The 18,721-nt window shown below is 61.9% G+C and carries 16 protein-coding genes; 6 read left to right on the top strand and 10 right to left on the bottom strand.

Features of this window, described 5'->3' with window-relative positions:
• Positions 1-74 precede the first annotated feature (74 nt).
• The 3 genes from ACQY1J_RS06995 to lysS all read left to right on the top strand — a co-directional run bounded on the left by ACQY1J_RS06995 (position 75) and on the right by lysS (position 5,188).
• The gene (locus ACQY1J_RS06995) at positions 75-1,847 is read left to right on the top strand and encodes an SLC13 family permease (RefSeq protein WP_062461221.1); all 1,773 of its coding nucleotides are present in this window, start codon (positions 75-77) and stop codon (positions 1,845-1,847) included.
• Positions 1,848-2,024: 177 nt separating this feature from the next.
• A complete protein-coding gene (gene gltX, locus ACQY1J_RS06990; protein WP_062582070.1) occupies positions 2,025-3,482 on the top strand; it encodes a glutamate--tRNA ligase in 1,458 nt (485 codons plus the stop codon).
• Positions 3,483-3,688: 206 nt separating this feature from the next.
• Entirely contained in the window at positions 3,689-5,188 is a 1,500-nt protein-coding gene (lysS, locus tag ACQY1J_RS06985; RefSeq protein ID WP_174196076.1) for a lysine--tRNA ligase, read from the top strand.
• 442 nt (positions 5,189-5,630) lie between these two features.
• On the opposite strand, the gene ACQY1J_RS06980 is transcribed toward lysS, so the two are convergent.
• From ACQY1J_RS06980 to tal, 3 genes are all read right to left on the bottom strand, one after another.
• Complete coding sequence (locus ACQY1J_RS06980) at positions 5,631-7,079, bottom strand: hypothetical protein (RefSeq protein ID WP_430251051.1); 1,449 nt, start codon at positions 7,077-7,079, stop codon at positions 5,631-5,633.
• Positions 7,080-7,325: 246 nt separating this feature from the next.
• On the bottom strand, positions 7,326-9,032 hold the full coding sequence (locus ACQY1J_RS06975; RefSeq protein ID WP_430251050.1) for a methyl-accepting chemotaxis protein: 1,707 nt from the start codon (positions 9,030-9,032) through the stop codon (positions 7,326-7,328).
• 152 nt (positions 9,033-9,184) lie between these two features.
• Entirely contained in the window at positions 9,185-10,150 is a 966-nt protein-coding gene (gene tal, locus ACQY1J_RS06970; RefSeq protein WP_062461231.1) for a transaldolase, read from the bottom strand.
• Positions 10,151-10,323: 173 nt separating this feature from the next.
• On the opposite strand from tal, the gene ACQY1J_RS06965 reads away from it, so the two are divergent.
• The gene (locus tag ACQY1J_RS06965) at positions 10,324-11,307 is read left to right on the top strand and encodes a sugar-binding transcriptional regulator (protein ID WP_430251048.1); all 984 of its coding nucleotides are present in this window, start codon (positions 10,324-10,326) and stop codon (positions 11,305-11,307) included.
• 304 nt (positions 11,308-11,611) lie between these two features.
• Here ACQY1J_RS06965 and ACQY1J_RS06960 read toward each other — a convergent pair whose 3' ends face one another.
• From ACQY1J_RS06960 to ACQY1J_RS06945, 4 genes are all read right to left on the bottom strand, one after another.
• Positions 11,612-11,770 carry a type II toxin-antitoxin system ParD family antitoxin gene (locus ACQY1J_RS06960; protein ID WP_082471984.1) on the bottom strand — a complete coding sequence of 53 codons (159 nt, stop codon included), beginning with the start codon at positions 11,768-11,770 and terminating at the stop codon, positions 11,612-11,614.
• Between the two features lie 90 nt (positions 11,771-11,860).
• Positions 11,861-12,469 carry a dual specificity protein phosphatase family protein gene (locus ACQY1J_RS06955; RefSeq protein WP_430251046.1) on the bottom strand — a complete coding sequence of 203 codons (609 nt, stop codon included), beginning with the start codon at positions 12,467-12,469 and terminating at the stop codon, positions 11,861-11,863.
• 94 nt (positions 12,470-12,563) lie between these two features.
• On the bottom strand, positions 12,564-13,460 hold the full coding sequence (locus ACQY1J_RS06950) for a methylated-DNA--[protein]-cysteine S-methyltransferase (protein WP_430251044.1): 897 nt from the start codon (positions 13,458-13,460) through the stop codon (positions 12,564-12,566).
• Positions 13,461-13,526: 66 nt separating this feature from the next.
• Complete coding sequence (locus ACQY1J_RS06945) at positions 13,527-14,024, bottom strand: DUF2244 domain-containing protein (protein ID WP_113111918.1); 498 nt, start codon at positions 14,022-14,024, stop codon at positions 13,527-13,529.
• A 21-nt stretch (positions 14,025-14,045) separates the two neighbouring features.
• Between ACQY1J_RS06945 and nth the strand changes: the two genes are divergently transcribed.
• Entirely contained in the window at positions 14,046-14,816 is a 771-nt protein-coding gene (nth, locus tag ACQY1J_RS06940; protein ID WP_430251042.1) for an endonuclease III, read from the top strand.
• Here nth and ACQY1J_RS06935 read toward each other — a convergent pair.
• Complete coding sequence (locus tag ACQY1J_RS06935) at positions 14,798-15,526, bottom strand: sulfate transporter family protein (RefSeq protein ID WP_430251041.1); 729 nt, start codon at positions 15,524-15,526, stop codon at positions 14,798-14,800. The genes nth and ACQY1J_RS06935 overlap by 19 nt on opposite strands.
• A 141-nt stretch (positions 15,527-15,667) precedes the next feature.
• Between ACQY1J_RS06935 and ACQY1J_RS06930 the strand changes: the two genes are divergently transcribed.
• Positions 15,668-16,318 (top strand): NAD(P)H-binding protein, encoded by a 651-nt coding sequence (locus ACQY1J_RS06930; protein WP_430251040.1) that lies wholly within the window; start codon positions 15,668-15,670, stop codon positions 16,316-16,318.
• 8 nt (positions 16,319-16,326) lie between these two features.
• On the opposite strand, the gene ACQY1J_RS06925 is transcribed toward ACQY1J_RS06930, so the two are convergent.
• Both ACQY1J_RS06925 and ACQY1J_RS06920 read right to left on the bottom strand, forming a co-directional pair.
• On the bottom strand, positions 16,327-17,919 hold the full coding sequence (locus tag ACQY1J_RS06925) for an FGGY-family carbohydrate kinase (RefSeq protein ID WP_430251039.1): 1,593 nt from the start codon (positions 17,917-17,919) through the stop codon (positions 16,327-16,329).
• Positions 17,920-17,992: 73 nt separating this feature from the next.
• Complete coding sequence (locus ACQY1J_RS06920) at positions 17,993-18,703, bottom strand: HAD-IA family hydrolase (RefSeq protein ID WP_174196854.1); 711 nt, start codon at positions 18,701-18,703, stop codon at positions 17,993-17,995.
• Positions 18,704-18,721 lie beyond the last annotated feature (18 nt).

Below are 18,721 nucleotides of genomic sequence, written 5' to 3'. Positions count from 1 at the left end.
TCTAGGGCACGATCTTATCACCACGCCGATCATCGCCTCTCGCTGCATCCCATTCCCAGCGCCCCCGGAGCCACATGACAACCCAGCAGATCCTTGCCTTTTCCGTCATCGCCGTGATGATGGCCGTCTTCATCTGGGATCGCTTCCGCTACGATGTGGTCGCCTGCTGTGCGCTCGTCGTGGCGGTGACGGTGGGGATCGTTCCGGTCGACCAGGCGTTTTCCGGCTTCTCGGATGATATCGTCATCATCGTCGGCAGCGCGCTGGTCGTTTCGGCAGGCGTTGCCCGCTCCGGCATCGTCGACATGGCGATCAAGAAGTTCTTCCCCAACCTCAACACGCTGCACACCCAGCTGGCACTGCTGATGATCGTCGTCGCCGTGCTGTCGGCCTTCATCAAGAATATCGGTGCGCTTGCCATCATGATGCCGGTGGCGTTCCAGTTCGCCCGCAAATCCGGCGCCTCGCCGTCTAAATACCTGATGCCGATGGCTTTCGCCGCTCTGCTCGGTGGCCTGATGACGCAGATCGGCACCTCGCCCAATATCGTCGTGTCGCGGATCCGCCAGGAACTGACCGGCGAATCCTTCACGATGTTCGACTTCACCCCGATGGGTGCGATCCTGGCGTTTGTCGGTATTACCTTCCTGTTGTTCTTCCACTGGCTGGTGCCCAGCCGCACAAAGCAGAATGATTCCCTCGAGGAAGCAGTCGAGATCACCAACTATACGTCCGAGGTGATGATTACCCCGCTGTCGACTGTTCTTGAAAAAACGGTCGCCGAGCTGTTGAAGATCGGCGATGGCGAGGTGATTGCCAATGCCGTCCTGCGCGGTCCATCGCGCATGGCGCCGTTCCCGGACCTCATCCTGCGTGAAAACGATGTCGTGCTGCTCGAAGGCCCGTCAAAGGCGCTCGACCGGATGGTCTCCGGCGGCAGGCTGCAGCTCTCCGGCAAGCCGCTGATGGAAAACGGACAGGCCCAGGCCGATGTCATCTCCATCGAGGCGATCATCACCCAGGATTCGCCGCTCAAGGGGCTTTCCGCCAAGGAACTGGCACTGTCCTACACTCGGGGCGTCAATCTTCTGGCAATCAGCCGGCATGGCGAACGCCTCAAGCAGCGTCTTGGCACCATCACCCTGATGGCGGGCGACGTGATCGTGTTGCAGGGCAGCCGCAAGAACATGCCGACGGTGATGCAGGACTTCTCGCTTTTGCCGCTCGCTCAGCGCGAAGTGCTGCTCGGCACGCGGAGGCAGGCCTTCATTCCACTGATCATCCTGGCACTGGCGATGGGCACGACGGCCGTCGGGCTTGCCCCTGTGCCGGTCGCTTTCTTCGCGGCCGCTCTCGGTATGGTGGTTTTCCGCGCCATTCCGTTGACCGATTTCTACAAATCCGTCGATGGCCCGATCCTCGTCATGCTGGCGGCGCTCATCCCGGTTTCGGATTCTTTGCGAACCTCCGGTGGCAGTGAACTGATCGCCGGCTGGCTTGGCCAAGCCGCGGCGACCTTGCCTGCCTGGGGCGCGATCGGTCTGATCCTCATCACCGCCATGGCTGTCACGCCGTTCCTCAACAACGCCGCAACCGTGCTCGTCATGGGGCCGATCGCCGCAAGCTTTGCCACCAATCTCGGCTTTCGCCCCGAGCCCTTCCTGATGGCGGTGGCGATCGGCGCAGGCTGCGATTTCCTCACCCCCGTCGGCCACCAGTGCAACACACTGGTGTTCGGCCCCGGCGGCTACAAGTTCTCCGATTATCCGCGGCTAGGCCTGCCCTTGTCGTTCCTGATCATCGTCGTCAGCGTCCCGGCCCTCCTCTATATCTGGCCGGTAAACTAGTCCTCCCCGAGCTCGACCCACCCAGGCTGACCCCGTCCCTTCAACGAGTGGATCGGGGCAGCCGTTTTCGCCAAAAACCTTGACGCTCCCGCCTGAATATGGCCTAAGCCTGCGCCAATCCCTATTCAAAGGCACAGGCTTTGCGCAGCCATGCGCGCCGTGGAAAGAGCAGCATCCATGATCAATCCGACCCCTCGCGTCCGCATCGCTCCATCGCCCACCGGCGAGCCCCATGTCGGCACCGCTTACATCGCCCTCTTCAACTACCTCTTCGCGAAAAAGCACGGCGGCGAATTCATCCTGCGCATCGAAGATACCGACGCGACCCGCTCGACGCTCGAATACGAGCAGAAGGTGCTGGACGCGCTGAAATGGACCGGGCTTACCTGGGCGGAAGGACCTGATATCGGCGGCCCCTACGGCCCCTATCGCCAGTCCGACCGCAAGGACATGTACTGGCCGCACGCGCAGGATCTGCTCGACAAGGGCCACGCCTTCCGCTGCTTCTGCACGCCGGAGCGTCTGGAGCAGATGCGCGAAGGCCAGCGCGCCGCCGGCAAGCCGCCGAAGTATGACGGTCTCTGCCTGAAATACTCGGCCGAGGAAGTCACCGAAAAGATGGCGGCCGGCGAACAGTCGGTCGTGCGCATGAAGATCCCGACCGAAGGCTCGTGCGATTTTACCGACGGCGTCTATGGCGATGTCTCGATCCCGTGGGATTCGGTCGACATGCAGGTCCTGATCAAGGGCGACGGCATGCCGACCTATCACATGGCCAACGTCATCGACGACCATCTGATGAAGATCACCCACGTCGCTCGCGGCGAAGAGTGGCTGGCATCGGTGCCCAAGCACATTCTTCTCTATCGCTATTTCGGCTGGGAAGCGCCGGTCTTCATGCATCTCTCCCTCATGAGAAATGCCGACAAGTCGAAACTGTCGAAGCGCAAGAACCCGACCTCGATCAGCTATTACTCGGCGCTCGGCTACCTGCCGGAAGCCCTGATGAACTTCCTCGGTCTGTTCTTCGTGCAGATCGCAGAAGGCGAAGAGCTTCTGACCATGGATGAGATGATCAGCAGCTTCGATCCGGAAGCTCTGTCCAAGGCCGGCGCCATCTTTGACCTGCAGAAGCTGGACTGGGTGAACGGCCGTTGGCTGCGCGAAAAGCTGTCGCCGGATGAGTTCGTGTCGCGCACGCTGGAATGGGCGATGGAAAATCAGCGCCTGATCGAGGGCCTGAAGCACTCGCAGAGCCGCGTTTCCAAGCTCGGCGACCTGCCCAACCTCGCCGGTTTCCTGCTCGCCGCCGACGTCAACCTGACACCGGCCTCGTTCGCGGGTCTGAAGACCTCGCCGGAAGACACGCTCGCGATCATCACCATGGTCCAGGCCGACATCGAGAAGATGATCGAATGGAACGTCGAGGCGATCGATGCCGAACTGCGCGCCGTTGCCGACAAGCTCGAAAAGAAGCTGCGCGTCGTCACCCCGCCGTTGTTCATCGCCATGTCCGGCTCGCAGCGCTCGCTGCCGCTGTTCGACAGCATGGCAATCCTCGGCCGCTCGGTCGTGCGCCAGCGCCTGAAGATCGCCGCCGCCGTGGTGTCATCCATGGTGGGTGCGCAGAAGTAACAACTGCGGAGGCGAGGTCTCACCTTCGCCTCGCTCATTCCTGTGCTTGTCACAGAAATCCAGCCACGGCGCGTCTGCGCCGTGAAAGAATGAAAAGAGTATTCCGCGCCCAAATACTTGGCCGCACTGGATTCCTGTGACAAGCACAGGAATGAGGGATACGGAAGCGAAGCTCGCCGCGGCAGCGCCGTTACAGGAATAAAACCATGACCGAGAACACCAAGACCGAAACCGCCCTCTCCTCCGACGCCACAGAAGTGCGCGCCCAGAAACTGGCAAAGCTGCGCGAAACCGTCGGCGACGTCTATCCGGCGCATTTCCACCGCACCATGACCAATGCGGAACTGGCGGAAAAGTACAAGGATCTCGAGGCCGACGTCGAAACCACCGATGTCGTCACGGTTGCCGGCCGCGTCTTTTCCTCGCGCAATTCCGGAATGTTCATGGATATCCATGACGCCGGCGGCAAGATCCAGATCTTCTCCCACAAGGACGTGACGCCCGAGGAAGCAAGGGCGATGCTGGCGTTGATCGACATTGGCGACATCATCGGCGTCACCGGCATCGTGCGGCGCACCAAGCGCGGCGAACTGTCGATCAGCGCCCGCGAAATCACCATGCTGACCAAGTCGCTTTTGCCGATGCCGGAAAAGTGGAACGGCATTGCCGATGTCGAGATCCGCTACCGCAAGCGCCACCTCGACATCCTCAGCAACGAGGAAAGCAAGCTCCGCTTCCAGCAGCGCTCCAAGATCGTCTCCGGCATCCGCCGCTTCATGGAAGACGACGGCTTCATGGAAGTCGAAACGCCGATGCTGCACTCAGTCTATGGCGGTGCCACGGCCGAACCCTTCAAGACCCACCACAACACGCTGAAGCTCGACATGTACCTGCGCATCGCGCCGGAACTGTTCTTGAAGCGCACGTTGGTGTCGGGTCTCACCGACAAGGTGTTCGAGATCAACCGCAACTTCCGCAACGAAGGCGTCTCCACCCGGCACAATCCTGAATTCACCATGATGGAATGCTACTGGGCCTATGCCGACTACGAGGACATCATGGACCTCGTCGAACGCCTGTTCGCCGACCTTGCCATGAAGATCCACGGCTCGACCGAGTTCGCCTATGGCGACAAGCAACTGTCGTTCAAGGGCCCGTTCAAGCGCGTGCCGATGCCAGACGCCGTCAAGGAAGTCACCGGCATCGACTTCCTCGCCATGAAGACCGACGAGGAAGCCCGCACTGCAGCCAAGGCCGCCGGCTTCGAAGTCGAGAAGGACTGGACCTGGGGCGAATGCCTCGCCTTCATCTTCGAGGAAAAGGTCGAGGCCACGCTGATCCAGCCGAGCCACGTCACCCATTTCCCGAAGGACATCTCGCCCTTTGCCAAGGAAGTCCCGGGCGAACCGCGCCTCGTTGAACGTTTCGAGACCTATTGCAACGCCTGGGAACTGGGCAATGCCTTCTCGGAACTGAACGACCCTGAAGAGCAGCGCAAGCGCATGGTCGAGCAGCTCGAGCAGGCCCATGCCCGCGGCGAGAAGGACAAGCAGCTCGACGACGAATTCCTCGACGCCATCGACCAGGGCATGCCCCCCGCCGGCGGCCTCGGCATCGGCGTCGACCGCCTGATCATGCTGCTCACCAACGCCCCGTCCATCCGCGACGTCATCCTCTTCCCGGCCCGCCGCGCCAAGGCGGACTGATCAGACAGACCTGCTCCTCTCCCCTGAAACAGGGAGAGGGTCAGACTGCCGACAAACGCTGAATAAGCTTGTTTGGCGAGAGGGACACCACACTCTCCCTCATCCCCGCCCTTGTGGCGGGGAGCCAGCGACACGACGTCCGTCGGGTCAAAGACTCTCTCAGCTCAAGGACTTGAGCTGACGGGATCCCCGCCAAAAGGGCGAGGATGAGGGGAGGTTGCGAACCGCATCGGTTCCAAAGTGACATCAAGAGTTGTTTGATAAAACCTTTGTCAGCAGCCTGACTCCTCTCCCTGAAACGGGCAGAGGATTAGTGGATCTTCTCGCAAGTTCCGATCATACGCAGCAACAGCCAACATGCTGTCCCCGCCCCGCCGCGCCAACGGGGCTCGATGGCAAGGGCCTCTCTGGACGATGGAGCAACCGATAGGTTGTTTTTTGACTAGGGCTTGCTGGCCGAACCAGCCTGTTGCGCCCGCAGCTTCTCAAGCCACGCGGCACCGGCCGCATCCGCGGCATTGGACCCGCCTGCTGCCGCGCCCGGCTGATCCGACTCGACCGTAGCGGCTGGTTCAGCGGCCTTGTCGTCATGCACGGCGTCGGCAGCCGAAGGCCCGCCGGAACGGATCTCGTCGTTGCCATCCTGCTTCGACCAGCGCTTGCCGCCCTCGGCAGAGGTGCGGGCCTCTGGCGCGGGCTCGGTCTTTGGCGAAGCCGGCTCAGCCGAGGCTTCGTCATGTGTGGCATCCGGCGCCGCGTCCGGAGCCTTGTCACTGGAACCGAAGAGCATCTCCTTCATGGAAGAGACAAAACTCTTCTCTTCGGTCGGTGCAGGTGTTTCTGCCGGCGCAGAGATAGGCTCACCCTTTGCGGCATGCTCTTTCGAACCCTCGGCTGTGTCATCCCCCGCTGCGGCTGGAGCTGGTGCATGACCATCCTGCTTCGAGTCGATTGGATGCTCGCCGCCTTGCGGTGCAGCGTGCCCCTCGCCGTCCGGCGCATGCGCGGCGGCGGCAGGCGCTGCTTCCTCTTTCGAACCGAAGATCAGGCCGGTCACCGAACTCAGGAGACCGCCGCTTTCCTTGGCGGCAGGTTCCCCGCCCTCGCCATGGCCCGAGGCCGCTGCCTCGCCATGTCCTTCCGCAGGCGCGCTGCCGTGCTCGGCTGCCGGCGCCGCTCCGTCAGCGGCTGGCGCGTCATACCCACCGGAGGCTTCGCCATGTCCGGTAGGTTCATGCCCCTTGGCAGGCTTCTTGTCATGCCCCTTGGCCGCGCCGTGTCCTTCTGCGGCAGCAGCCTCGGCCGCGGCAATCGCCACGGGGTCGATACAATCGGTCTTGTCGGTGAGACTTGCTTCGAGATGCTCGATATCGGCGAGCGGCATGTCGATGCGCTGGCCGTAATACTCGCCCTTGGATGTCGCAGCACCCTCGACATAAAATGCGGAATAGGGTTCCCGCGCTGCGCCATCAGGTGCCTTGGAAACATCTGGAATGTAGACGACCTGCGCGCCGATCATGCGGCCGCGCATTTCGGCGCGGTCCTTCGGACCCGCCTTGTCGACCATCGCCACCTGCACGATGTCGGCCTTTTCCTTCTCCTGGATGGATTTTGCCACGCGCAATGCGGTGCGGATGCGGGCCATGCCGTCACCAACGCCATCCGCCGAGGCAACCTCGTCGGCATTCACATAGCGGCGCACCCAGGTGCGTCCGTCGCGCTTGGTCGTGAACGTCTGCAACACCGAACAGGTCAGGCCGTTGAGATCGGCGTAGGACGGGCCGAAAAACTTTTCCTTGCCCACGAACACGGCCGCCGCGCCGCTGCCGGCACAGAGCACGGAAACACCGCCGACGACCGCGAGCAGCTTCTTCGATAGCCGTATCTTCACGCGCCGAACTCCGGCATCTTCACCCCATCACGCACAACAAGACATGGAATACTCAAGCCGCAGTCTGCGCTACTCTGATTGAAGAAGCTTTAAGCCTGGGCTTTTCCTTCGCCCAACGCCTGTCCCGGAATGAGGCTCACGAGGCGCATCCACGCTCCGGCCGGCCCATCGCCCATCATGCTTGACCTTCAGACGACAAAAGGCCCGCATGACGCGGGCCTCTCCACCGGTCCGCTCGCTGTTGCGTCAGGCGGCCCTGCGGCCGCCGCCGGCACGCGGTGAACCCGTTTCGCGCATTTCGCCGCGCCTGTTGAGCTTGAAATGTCCGACCAGTTCCGACAACAGAGCCGCGCCGCTTGCAAGCTGGCGGCTGATGCCGGTCGTGTGCTCCACCATCGCCGCGTTCTGCTGCGTCATCCGGTCCAGCTGCGAAACCGTCTGGTTGATGTCGGACAGGCCACCCGACTGTTCCTGCGCCGCAGTGGCCAGCGACTGGACATTCTGGTCGATCGAGGCGACAAAACGTTCGATTTCGTGCAGCGCGGCGCCCGTCGCGTCGACAAGGCGCACGCCCTCCGTGACCTGCCGGCCGGAATTCTCGATCAGTCCCTTGATTTCCTTGGCGGCTTTGGCGGAACGCTGCGCCAGTTCACGCACCTCCTGTGCCACAACCGCAAAGCCCTTGCCCGCCTCGCCCGCACGGGCCGCCTCGACGCCGGCATTGAGCGCCAGAAGATTGGTCTGGAACGCGATCTCGTCGATCACGCTGATGATCTTGGTAATCTCGGACGATGCGCCTTCGATCCGCTTCATCGCCGTGATGGTTTCCTGCACCACGCAGGAGGACGTGGTCGCAGATTGCAGCGCGCCCTTGACCAGCTTGCGGGTTTCCTCCGCATTGGTGTTGGAGGACCTTACCGTCTCCGTCACCTGCTCCAGCGCCGCCGTCGTTTCTCGAAGCGACGCTGCCTGCTCCTTAGTGCGGGCGGACAGCTGGTCGGCCGCCACCTGCATGTCCTGGCTGCTGTCGTTGAGGCTGGAAGTCTGCTGCAGGACCCCCATCAGCGTCTTCTGGAACGCCCCGATCGAGGCGTTGAAGTCCCGGCGCAGCGGCTCGAATTCCACGATGAAGGGCGTATCCAGCGTCTGCTGGATATTGCAATCGGCGAGACGTGCAAGTCCGGTGCCGAGATCGTTGACCACCCTTACCCGTTCGCTCACATCCGTTGCGAACTTGACGACCTTGAACACCCGTCCGCTGTCGTCGATGATCGGGTTGTAGGATGCCTGGATATAGATCTTCTCGCCGGTCTTGGTGATGCGGGTGAACTGATCGGCCGAAAATGTGCCGCGTCCGAGCTTCTTCCAGAACTCCTGATAGTCCGACGAGCGCGCATAGTCGGGTTCGCAGAAGATAGAATGGTGCTTGCCGACGATCTCATCGAGACGGTAGCCGACGGCGGCACAGAAATTGTCGTTGGCGTTGAGGATCTCGCCTGTCGGCGAAAATTCGATGATCGCCTGCGCCCGCGACAGTGCCTCAAGCTTGCCCCGGTCCTCGAGCGCCCGCTTGCGCGCTTCCGTGATGTCGGTCGCAAACTTCACGACCTTGTAAGGCTTGCCGCCTTTCAGAATCGGATTGTAGGTGGCTTCGATCCAGATCTCGCGGTTGCCTTTGCCCACGCGTTTGTATTTGCCCTGATCGAACGCGCCTGTGGAAAGCCGTGCCCAGAACGCCGCGTAATCCGAGGAAGCTGCATCGGCCGGATCGACGAACATGCTGTGATGCCTGCCGACGATCTCGTCCAGGCGGTAGCCGAGCGCATTGCAGAAGTTTTCGTTGGCATCGAGTATAATGCCCTTCAGGTCGAATTCGATGATCGCCTGCGACCGGTTGAGGGCCTTGATCACGGCGGCGTTGGACAAGATACGGCCAAAAGAAATCCCAGCCATCGATGCGCTCCAGCTTCAAAGTGATTTGTAGGCTGAAAGATCTAGGAGTTCCGGCTAAACGTTCGGTTAACCCTGTGCCTCGGCCGTGCACATTAGGAAAACGAAAAAGACCCGCACGAGGCGGGCCTTGTCATTGGAAAACGTTGAGGAAATCAGGCCGCGGCGCGGACCAGTTCCTTCTTCACGAGCTCGCGGAGCGCGCCGAGATCCTTGTTGAACGCCCGGATACCGTCCGAAAGCTTTTCGGTCGCCATCTGGTCTTCGTTGAGCATCCAGCGGAAGGTCTTTTCGTCCATCTTGATCGGCGCGGCCGGCTCGAACTTTTCAGGCGAAAGCTTGCGCTCGAGCGTGCCTTCAGCCTTGTCGAGCTCGTCGAGCAGGTTCGGCGAAATCGTCAGGCGGTCGCAACCGGCAAGAGCTTCGATCTCGCCGACATTGCGGAACGAGGCGCCCATGACGATCGTCGAGATGCCGTTCGCCTTGTAGTAATTGTAGATCGAACGCACCGAGACGACGCCCGGATCGGTCTCGGACGTGTAGTCTTCACCGGTCGACTTCTTGTACCAATCGAGAATGCGCCCAACGAAAGGTGAGATCAGGAACGCCTTGGCGTCCGCGCAGGCAACGGCCTGGGCATGGCTGAACAGAAGCGTCAGATTGCAGTCGATGCCTTCGGCCTGCAGGACTTCGGCAGCCTTGATGCCTTCCCAGGTGGAGGCAAGCTTGATCAGGATGCGTTCGCGCTCGATGCCGCGATCCTTGTAGGCTGCAATGATCTTGTGCGCCTTGGTGATCGAACCTTCGGTATCGAAGGAAAGGTCGGCATCCACTTCGGTCGAAACGCGGCCGGGGACAATTCCAGCAAGCGCCGCGCCCACGTCGATGGCGAGCTTGTCAGCTATGGCAACCGTGATCGCGTCGTCGCTGCCGCCCTGTTTGCGGCCCCAGGCAACCGTTTCCTGGAACGTGTCGGCAAATGCCGGCGAACCAATCGCCTTCAGAACGATCGACGGGTTGGTGGTGCAATCGACCGGCTTGAGGCGGGTCACCGCCTCGATGTCGCCCGTGTCGGCGACGACCGTTGTCATGGAACGAAGCTGCTCTAGTTTCGACGTCATCCGAATAAATCCTTGTTAAGCGAATACAAACGCTCGGGGCGTCGTATGGTTTCTGGATCGCTGTTGACCGGATAACAACCCTTCAGGGTAAAGAAGTCAAGACATTTGTCCTTCACAATTGACATATGTTTCACGTCAGCCCTATGGTCCTGAATGAAAAAGGACATCAGAATTTGGCCAAGCTGAGACGCGATACCCACACCGCATATTCGGAAGCGTCCTCGCTGCGGCTTCGCGCTGCCTGGCTCTACTACAACCAGGGCCTGACGCAGAAGGAGGTAGCCGAGCGGCTCGGCATCAGTCGCTCGACCGTCATCCGCCTGCTCGACGAGGCAATGAAACGCTCCGAAGTACAGATCTGGATCTCGGAAGGCATCGAAACCTGTGTCGAGCTGGCGACCAAGCTGGAACGCGCCTACGGACTGGACGAGGCGGTCGTGGTGCCTGCCCCGCGTGACAACAGCGCCGATGCGCTGGCCGGCGCCGTCGGTCTGGCGCTTGGCCAGTTCCTGTCGGAAGCGATCCAGAACGACATGACGATCGGCGTCGGCTGGGGCCGCACGATGACCGCGGCGCTTTCGAGCTTCCGCCCGCCCCGTCGCGAACGCTGCAAGGTCGTCTCGCTGCTCGGCGGCATCGTCGCCGTCCACCAGACCAACCCGATCGATTTCACCTGGCGCTTTGCAGGCCAGCTGGGCGCCGAATGCTTCATGTTCCTCGCCCCGCTTCTAGTCGACAGCGTCGCCACCAAGCGGGCGCTGATCGACAAATGCGGCCTCGATGCCGTCTATGACCTCGCCGAGAACCTCGATCTCGCCGTCGTCAGCTGCGGTGATATCGGCCCGCATTCGACCTCGCTGTCGGAAGGCTTCATTTCAGCCACCGAACTCGAGCGGCTGATCGCCGCCGGCTGCGTCTGCGATACGATGTTCAATTTTCTCGACGAGGAAGGCCGGTCGGTCGATCAGAAGCTCAACGAGCGGGTGATGTCTGTCGACCTCGATACGCTCGCCAAGGCAAAACACATCGTCCTCTCCTCCGGCGGCACACACCGCGCCATCGCCATCCGCGCCACCATCCGCCGCATCGGCTGCAACACCCTCATCACCGACGAAACCGCCGCAGTGGAACTGCTGCGGCTGGCGGAGGTGGATTAGGACCGCCCGCTTTCATCGTCGAATGCTGACGGGAGGTGCCTTTCGAGATCGACAGCGTCATGAAACACGCGACCGATCCCGATAAGCGACGATTCAAGATACCGATAGAGAATGAAGTGGCGAGGCTGCACGACCAGTCCGCTTGCGTGCTTCGCCCTCGTCCGGCTACGCCTGAGATGGAAGCTGCGTATGCCTAACCCAAGCTCCGCCCTATCGATTGAACCCGGTCGGGTCTTGCGACAAATCGCGAAAGGCCGTCACGAGAAGCTGTACGTCACGGCGCCTTGCGCCGCGTCCGAAGTTCTCATCCGTATAGGCAATGATCTTGATGATGTCGGCCTGGGCAGATAAGCCGCAGTGCATCGCCCACGATTTCGCTGGCGTTCTGATAGCGTCCCGTTTCCAGAAGCCGCGCGATCACCTGCTGGTGGTGCTCTGTCAGAACGACGTTGCATGTTGGCATGTTGGCTCCTTGGAACTGGCCGAGATCCCAGCGCATTGGGCACGACCCGCCAACTGCCGGCAGAGTTTCCCAGCCTCGGCCGCAACGACGTCAGAGATCGATATCCGTTGTCAGCAATGCAATCCTGTCGCGCCAGGAATGGTGCTCGAGCCGCTCCCATGTCCTATCCATGGCATAGGCCGACGAGATGACCGGAATACCGATATGGCCGAAGTAGAGGGAAAGCTGGCGCTCGGCGATCTCTTCGGACATGCCGGCAATCTCGCTGCTGTAAAGTCCGGCGGCAAGGCCGGTGCGGTCGGAACCCGAGCGGCAATGGATCAGGATCGGCTTCGGTGCGTCCCGCATCATCGTGACAAGCTGGTCCGCCTCCGCTTCGCTCAACTGCCTGGAAGCCGACATCCGGAAATCCAGATGCGTCAGGCCAAGCCTTTTTGCGGCGGAGACCTCCTCGGCATACCATCCGGCCTTGTCGTCCTCACCGCGCAAGTTGACGATGGTGCGGATGCCGTAGGTCTTTGCATAGGTCTCGATATCGGCGGCACCCGGCTGGGCAGACCGGTAGAGCTCGCCGTCGATCACCGTATGGAAATTGCCGCTGAGCTGCAGATACCCGAGATAGGCCCCCAACCCCAGAGCGGCAGCGAAAATCGCCGAGGCTCCCATGCGAAACCAGCTTCTGACGCGTGACTGTTCCATGCTGCCGTCCGTTGAAGTGCAGGATGGCAATCATTTCGGCCTGTTTGCTGACACGCACCTGAAGGACGGCAGGTTGTCGGGCGGACTGTGCGGCTCAGGCGTTGCCTGTCTCCCAGCCCAGGATCGCCCGCTTGCGGGTCAGACCCCAGTGATACCCGGTCAAAGCCCCGTTCTTCGCCACAGCCCGGTGGCAGGGCACGACGAAGGAGATCGGGTTGGCGCCGATTGCGGCACCCACTGCCCGGCTTGCCGTCGGCTGGCCGATGTCCGAGGCGACGGCGGAATAGGTGACCGCCTTGCCGAACGGGATCTTCAACAGGCTTTGCCACACTTTCAGCTGAAAATCAGTGCCGATCAGAACGACATTGAGCGGCCGGTCGGCCGTCCATTGGCCCCGGTCGAAGATGGGGCCGATATAAGGCGCCGTCGCTTCTCTGTCCTCGACATAGGCGGCATTCGGCCAGCGCCTCACCATGTCCTCGAAGGCCGGCTTTTCGCCGCCGAGATCGGAAAACGCCAGTCCCGAAAGCCCACGCTCCGTCGCCATGACCAGCGCCATGCCGAATGGCGACGGATGGAACCCGTAGCGGATCGTCAGACCCGCGCCCCTTCCCTTCCATTCGCCCGGCGACATCGCCTCATGGGTCACGAACAGATCGTGCAGGCGGCCGGGTCCCGACAGTCCGAGTTCATAGGACGTCTCCAGAAGCGGCAGACCTTCCTGGCCGAGCAGCCGCTTGGCATGATCGAGCGTCACCGCCTGCAGGAATGCCTTGGGCGATAGGCCTGCCCAACGGGTGAACACCTTCTGCAACTGCGTCGGCGACTGGCCAAGTTCGGCCGCGATCGTTTCGAGCGAAGGCTGCGCGCGATAATCGAGCGTCAGCATCTCGATGACACGCCGCACGGTTTCATAGTCGGAGCCATCAGGCGTCACGTCGATGCCGGGTGCGGACATGTCGGGCCTGGAAAGCGAAGCAAGAGCGTTCATGGCAATCTCCCTGTGCCCTATAGATGCACGCTCGATCCCATCAGAGCCACCCGTTTCTTGTCGGGGTCACAATCGTCTCGTGACGGTCGCCAGCGCTCCGCGAAATGCCCTCGCAAAGCTCTCACGATCGTCCGGGTTGAGAAACGAACCGATTTCGGTCTGCCGTCCCTCACCCGAGACCTGCATCGCCGTAATCCCGAATTCCTCGTGCCTGCTGACGTTGAATCGCGCCCAAAACGGGTTGTAGCGATGCTCCACCATCCGCCCCGTTGGTGAAAATTTCCGGATCGAAAGATTGGTCCTCGACACCGTGACTTCCTCGCGCTGCCGGCCGGAACGGTAGCTGAGTTTCAGCGCGCCATAGAGAAGCAGGAAATCAAAACCGAGGAACAGCCCGATCGGCCAGGCGCCGGTCGCCAGGAAGAAAAGGCCGTAGAACATGCAGACGGCACCCGATATCGACAGCACGACAAAAAACCCGCGTCGGCCGAGCGACCGATAGGGCGTCAGTTCGGCCGCAAAGACCGGTTTCTCATCCATCGGCTGCGCGTTGATTTCCGTCATGGGGCGAGACTATACAGTGTCATGGCCCTTGCGAAAATCAAATCCACGAAAACCCCGGCGACAAAAAGCAGCATCTCCAAAGGCCGGAAGCCCAAGCGCTTCAAGCCGGCCTATACGCCTGACGAAATGGTGGAGATATTCCGCCGCTTCTCGGTGCAGCGGCCGGAGCCGAAGGGCGAGCTCGAGCACGTGAACCCGTTTACGCTCGTCGTTGCCGTGGCGCTGTCGGCGCAGGCAACCGATATCGGCGTCAACAGGGCGACCCGCGAACTGTTCAAGATTGCCGACACGCCGGAAAAGATGCTGGCGCTCGGCGAGGACGGCGTCATCGCCCATATCAGGACGATCGGCCTCTATCGCAACAAGGCCAAGAACGTCATCGCGCTCTGTCGCATGCTGATCGACGAGTTCGGATCCGAGGTGCCAAGCACGCGCGAGGACCTGGTGCGCCTGCCGGGCGTCGGTCGCAAGACGGCCAATGTGGTGATGTCCATGGCCTTCGGCATCCCGACGCTTGCGGTCGACACGCATGTGTTCCGCATCGGCAACCGCTGCCTGATGGCGCCGGGCAGAACGCCGGATGAGGTCGAGGAGCAGTTCCTGAAAGTCATCCCCGACCAGTACCTGTTCCACGCCCATCACTGGCTGATCCTGCACGGCCGCTATACCTGCAAGGCACGCAAGCCCGAATGCGAGCACTGCGTCATCGCGGACCTCTGTCGATCGCCCGAAAAGACCTGTCCCATACCAGCACCGCTGGTCGAGCTACCGCCTCAGGTGATCGGCGTCTGAAGCCGGAAGGACGGATCGCGCTTCGATACCTTCTTGTGCAGATGCACCATCAGCCCGGCCGCAAACAGCGGCGTCAGCAGGTTGATGAAGGGGATCGCCAGGAAGCCGGCGATCAAAAGGCCCGCCATGAACACGGTCGAGGAATGCTTCGAGCGGAAAGCCCGCGCCTCTGCCGGCGGCCGGAACCGCATCGCGGCGAACTCGAAGAACTCGCGCCCCAGCAGATACCCGTTCACCAGGAAGAAGGCGATCAGGTTGACGCCGGGAATGAACAGCAGCAGCAACGCGATGACATTGCCGATGATGACGATGCCGAGAAACTGGATCGACCCGAGGATCGCCTGACCGAGCGGCATTTCCCGGCCCGGCACATCACCGGGATAGTCGCGCTTCTCGATCACCGCCGCCACGTCGTCGAGAAACAGGCCGGCAATCAGCGCAGTGATCGGCGCGATCAGCAGAGCCAGCACCAGCGCCAGTCCGATGCCGGCCGCGATCGCCGCAAACAGCGTCAGCCATCCCGTCCAATCAGGCACATCCGGAAAAAAGGCGGCAAACCACGGCCAGAGGTAGAGAGCGAAGAGCTCGCGCAAGCCGAACCACAACCCGATCAGGATCAGGAATGTCAGCCCCAGCGTCTTCCAGAAGGCCGATCTCGTCTCGGGCGCAAACAGGTTCATCAGCGATAGGCGTGCGGCGTCGAGGATCATCGGCGTCTCCAGGTTAGGCTCGCAGCATGTAGGTCAACCATCGCCCTGGAACAAGCGCCGGTGGATATAGGAATCTCGCCGCGAGAATCATATACTCACCGGCAGACACCCGCACCGGGCGTGGTAGTGACGGAGATCCGCATGACAAGCCTGCTGCTCCTTGGCGCGACCGGATTGGTCGGCGGCCACGTCCTCGAACTGGCGCTCAAGGACGACCGGGTCACCCGCGTCGTCGCGCCCACCCGCCGGCCGCTGCCTCCGACCGCCTTGCCGGCCCATCCGAAGCTCGAAAATCCCATCACCGATCTTAGCAGCGGTCTTCCCGACGCGGACTGGTGGACCGTCGACGCGGTCATTTCGGCGCTCGGCACCACGCGGGCAAAGGCGGGATCGGACGAGGCCTTCCGTCTGGTGGATTACGCCACGCCGCTCGGTGCGGCCCGGCGCGCGCATGAACGAGGTGCGACCCGTTTCTCGCTCGTCTCGTCCACCGGCGCCAATTCGAAGTCCAGCCTGCTTTACCTGCGCACCAAGGGCGAGCTTGAAGATGCCATCCGCGCCACCGGCTTTTCCATGCTCACCATCGTCAGGCCCGGCCTTTTGGGTGGCGACCGCAGCGAATTCCGGCTCGGCGAACGGCTTGCCAGCATGGCGCTGAAGATCGCCCATCCCATCCTGCCGCGACGGCTGCGCATCAGCCCGGCCCATGTGGTGGCAAAAGTTCTGCTGGATGCGGCAATCGGCGGTGAAAAGGGAGAGCGCATCGTCGAGGCGGATCAGCTTTCGGGCTGAGTTGCAGCTTAGTCCAGCGACCGCAGCTCTTCGCGGTGACGGATCATCGCAAGGAACCGCCGGTAGTCGCGCTCATAAAGGTCTCGTCCCGTGCTGGGTAGCCGCTCGCTGCCGCCGCTGTTCATCGCATGTCCGGCATCAAGCAACGAGCCGTGCAGACCGCCCGCGACCGCGGCAGCCATGGCCGTTCCAAGCAGAACCGCGTCGCGGTTGTTCGGGATGACTACCCTGCAGCCCGTAACATCCGCATAGAGTTCCACCAGCAGCGGATTGTTCACATGCCCGCCGGTCACGTGCAGCGTCTCGAACCGGTACCCAAAGTCAGCCATCGCATCGAGAATATGACGGATGCCGAGCGCGATCGACACGCAGGTCCGCCAATAGCGGCGGCAAAGCCCGTCGAAGGACGTATCGAGCGTCAGCCCGCTGATGACGCCGGTCGCATGCGGGTCCGCAAGCGGCGACCGGTTGCCGTGAAAGTCGGGCAGAATGTGCAGATCCGGCGCAATCTCGTCATCGCCTGCTGCCGCACGCATCTCGCCGACTCGGGCAATGATTCTCTCATGCAGATCGGTGGTCGGCTCGCCGCCGGCTGCGTGCATCATGACGATATGATCGAGCAGAGCGCCCGCCGCCGACTGTCCGCCTTCGACCAGCCAATGGTCGGGCAGTACCGCCTCGTAATACGGGCCCCAAAGGCTGCGACCGGGTTTCGGCTCCCTGGTGAAGGCGACGATGCAGCTCGATGTACCTCCGATAAGCGCAACGCTCGTTTCCAGCGACGAGCCTGGCAGGCTTTTCGCCCCAACACCGCCAAGCACGCCATAGGCACCCGCGTAAGCGTCGATCATTCCCGGCGCGACCTGAACGCTGGTATCGAGGCCAAGTTCGGCCGCCGCCGTTTCGCTGAGCGGTCCGATCGAGCCGCCGACACCGATCGTATCGTCCGGCAGACCGCCCTTCTCAATAAGGTCGTCGAGCCCGGCAAGCGCCAGGTAATCGGCGCTCCAGCCCGGCGTCTCATGCGCTAGGTAGTTCCATTTGGCCGTCAGCGTGCAGCGCGAACGCGACGCGGAACCTGTGGCTTTCCAGGTCAGGAAATCGGCAAGATCGAAGAAATAACCGGCCCGGCTCCAGCTGTCTGGAAGGTTCTGCTTCAGCCACATCAGCTTGGGCATTTCCATTTCCGGCGAGATCGATCCGCCAGCGAAATCGAGCACCGCATGGCCGCTTCTTGACAGCGTCTCCGCCTGACTGATCGCCCGGTGGTCGTGCCAGACAATCGTATCCTGATGCGCGTTCCCGCTGACCGAAACGCTCAGCGGTTCCCCATCGCGGTCCCGCGCCACAAGCGAGCAAGTCGCGTCAAAGCCGATGGCCCCCACCTGGGATGCAGAAATCCCAGCCTCGGCCAACGCCGCTCTCACGGAGATGCAGGTTGCGGACCAGATGTCTTCGGAGGAATGTTCGGCGTGCTTGTCCCGCGGGCGGAACATCAGGATCGGATGTTTGGATTTCGCAATCAGCGTTCCGTCGCGGCCGAACACGCCGGCACGGGCGCTTGCCGTGCCGATATCGACCGCAACGAGAAAATCACGCATCCCGATTTGTTTCCTGTCCCTGTAAGTCGCGCAGACTGTCCCCGTCGCGTCCCGCCAGCCTGAAAGCCGAGCTTCAGGTGTTCGCGGAAACCGAACCGTTGCGATCCTCGATATATTTTTGGACAAGGTGGAGCAAATCCGGCATCGCGTCAAACACGACGTCGGGCGATAGCGCCTCGATCCGGTCACGGTATCCGGAAGTGTGGGTGTGCGATCCGCCGGTAAAGGCGAATGACGCCATGCCCGCCCGCTGGGCCGCCTCGATGCCCGCGGGGCTGTCTTCAATGACGATGCAATCCTCCGGCGCGAACCCCATTTCGCTTGCTGCCAGCAGGAAGAGGTCCGGCGCGGGCTTGCCGTTCTTCACCATTGTGGCGCTAAAGATATGGGGATCGAGCTTGTCGATCAGGCCGGTGATCGTCAGCGACAGCCGGATGCGGTCGGGATTGCTGGAGGATGCGACGCAGGCTTGAAGCCCGAGCGCCTCGAGCGTTTCGGCGATGCCGGGGATCGGCTTCAGCTCGGCCTTGAACAGGCTGTAGAGATCGGTGCGCATACCCTCGAGAAATTCCGGCCCGGTGTGGAAACCGTATTCCTCGTCCATGACCTGGCGCATGGTCGCCAGGCTGCGGCCGAGGAAGCGCTCATAGGCTTCCTCCTCGGCCATTTCGATACCGTGGCGGTTGAGCGCAGCCACCAGAACCCGCACCGACAACGGCTCGCTGTCGACAAGGACGCCGTCGCAATCGAAGATCACGAGATGGCGTGGTTTGATTGCGCTAATTCCCGTCACGGTGTTCAC

The organism is Neorhizobium sp. DAR64860/K0K1 (assembly GCF_050500205.1).
GTDB classification, from domain to species: Bacteria; Pseudomonadota; Alphaproteobacteria; order Rhizobiales; family Rhizobiaceae; genus Neorhizobium; species Neorhizobium soli.
Note: the sequence above shows the minus strand (reverse complement) of the source record. Positions and strands in the feature narration are given on the sequence as shown.

Excerpts from the sequence above, each read along its gene's own strand:
- ACQY1J_RS06950 (WP_430251044.1), bottom strand. The coding sequence starts at position 13,460 with ATGAACGCTCTTGCTTCGCTTTCCAGGCCCGACATGTCCGCACCCGGC.
- ACQY1J_RS06935 (WP_430251041.1), bottom strand. The coding sequence starts at position 15,526 with ATGATCCTCGACGCCGCACGCCTATCGCTGATGAACCTGTTTGCGCCC.
- ACQY1J_RS06945 (WP_113111918.1), bottom strand. The coding sequence starts at position 14,024 with ATGACGGAAATCAACGCGCAGCCGATGGATGAGAAACCGGTCTTTGCG.
- ACQY1J_RS06975 (WP_430251050.1), bottom strand. The coding sequence starts at position 9,032 with ATGGCTGGGATTTCTTTTGGCCGTATCTTGTCCAACGCCGCCGTGATC.
- ACQY1J_RS06960 (WP_082471984.1), bottom strand. The coding sequence starts at position 11,770 with ATGCCAACATGCAACGTCGTTCTGACAGAGCACCACCAGCAGGTGATC.
- lysS (WP_174196076.1), top strand. The coding sequence starts at position 3,689 with ATGACCGAGAACACCAAGACCGAAACCGCCCTCTCCTCCGACGCCACA.
- tal (WP_062461231.1), bottom strand. The coding sequence starts at position 10,150 with ATGACGTCGAAACTAGAGCAGCTTCGTTCCATGACAACGGTCGTCGCC.
- ACQY1J_RS06925 (WP_430251039.1), bottom strand. The coding sequence starts at position 17,919 with ATGCGTGATTTTCTCGTTGCGGTCGATATCGGCACGGCAAGCGCCCGT.
- gltX (WP_062582070.1), top strand. The coding sequence starts at position 2,025 with ATGATCAATCCGACCCCTCGCGTCCGCATCGCTCCATCGCCCACCGGC.
- ACQY1J_RS06995 (WP_062461221.1), top strand. The coding sequence starts at position 75 with ATGACAACCCAGCAGATCCTTGCCTTTTCCGTCATCGCCGTGATGATG.
- ACQY1J_RS06930 (WP_430251040.1), top strand. The coding sequence starts at position 15,668 with ATGACAAGCCTGCTGCTCCTTGGCGCGACCGGATTGGTCGGCGGCCAC.
- nth (WP_430251042.1), top strand. The coding sequence starts at position 14,046 with ATGGCCCTTGCGAAAATCAAATCCACGAAAACCCCGGCGACAAAAAGC.
- ACQY1J_RS06955 (WP_430251046.1), bottom strand. The coding sequence starts at position 12,469 with ATGGAACAGTCACGCGTCAGAAGCTGGTTTCGCATGGGAGCCTCGGCG.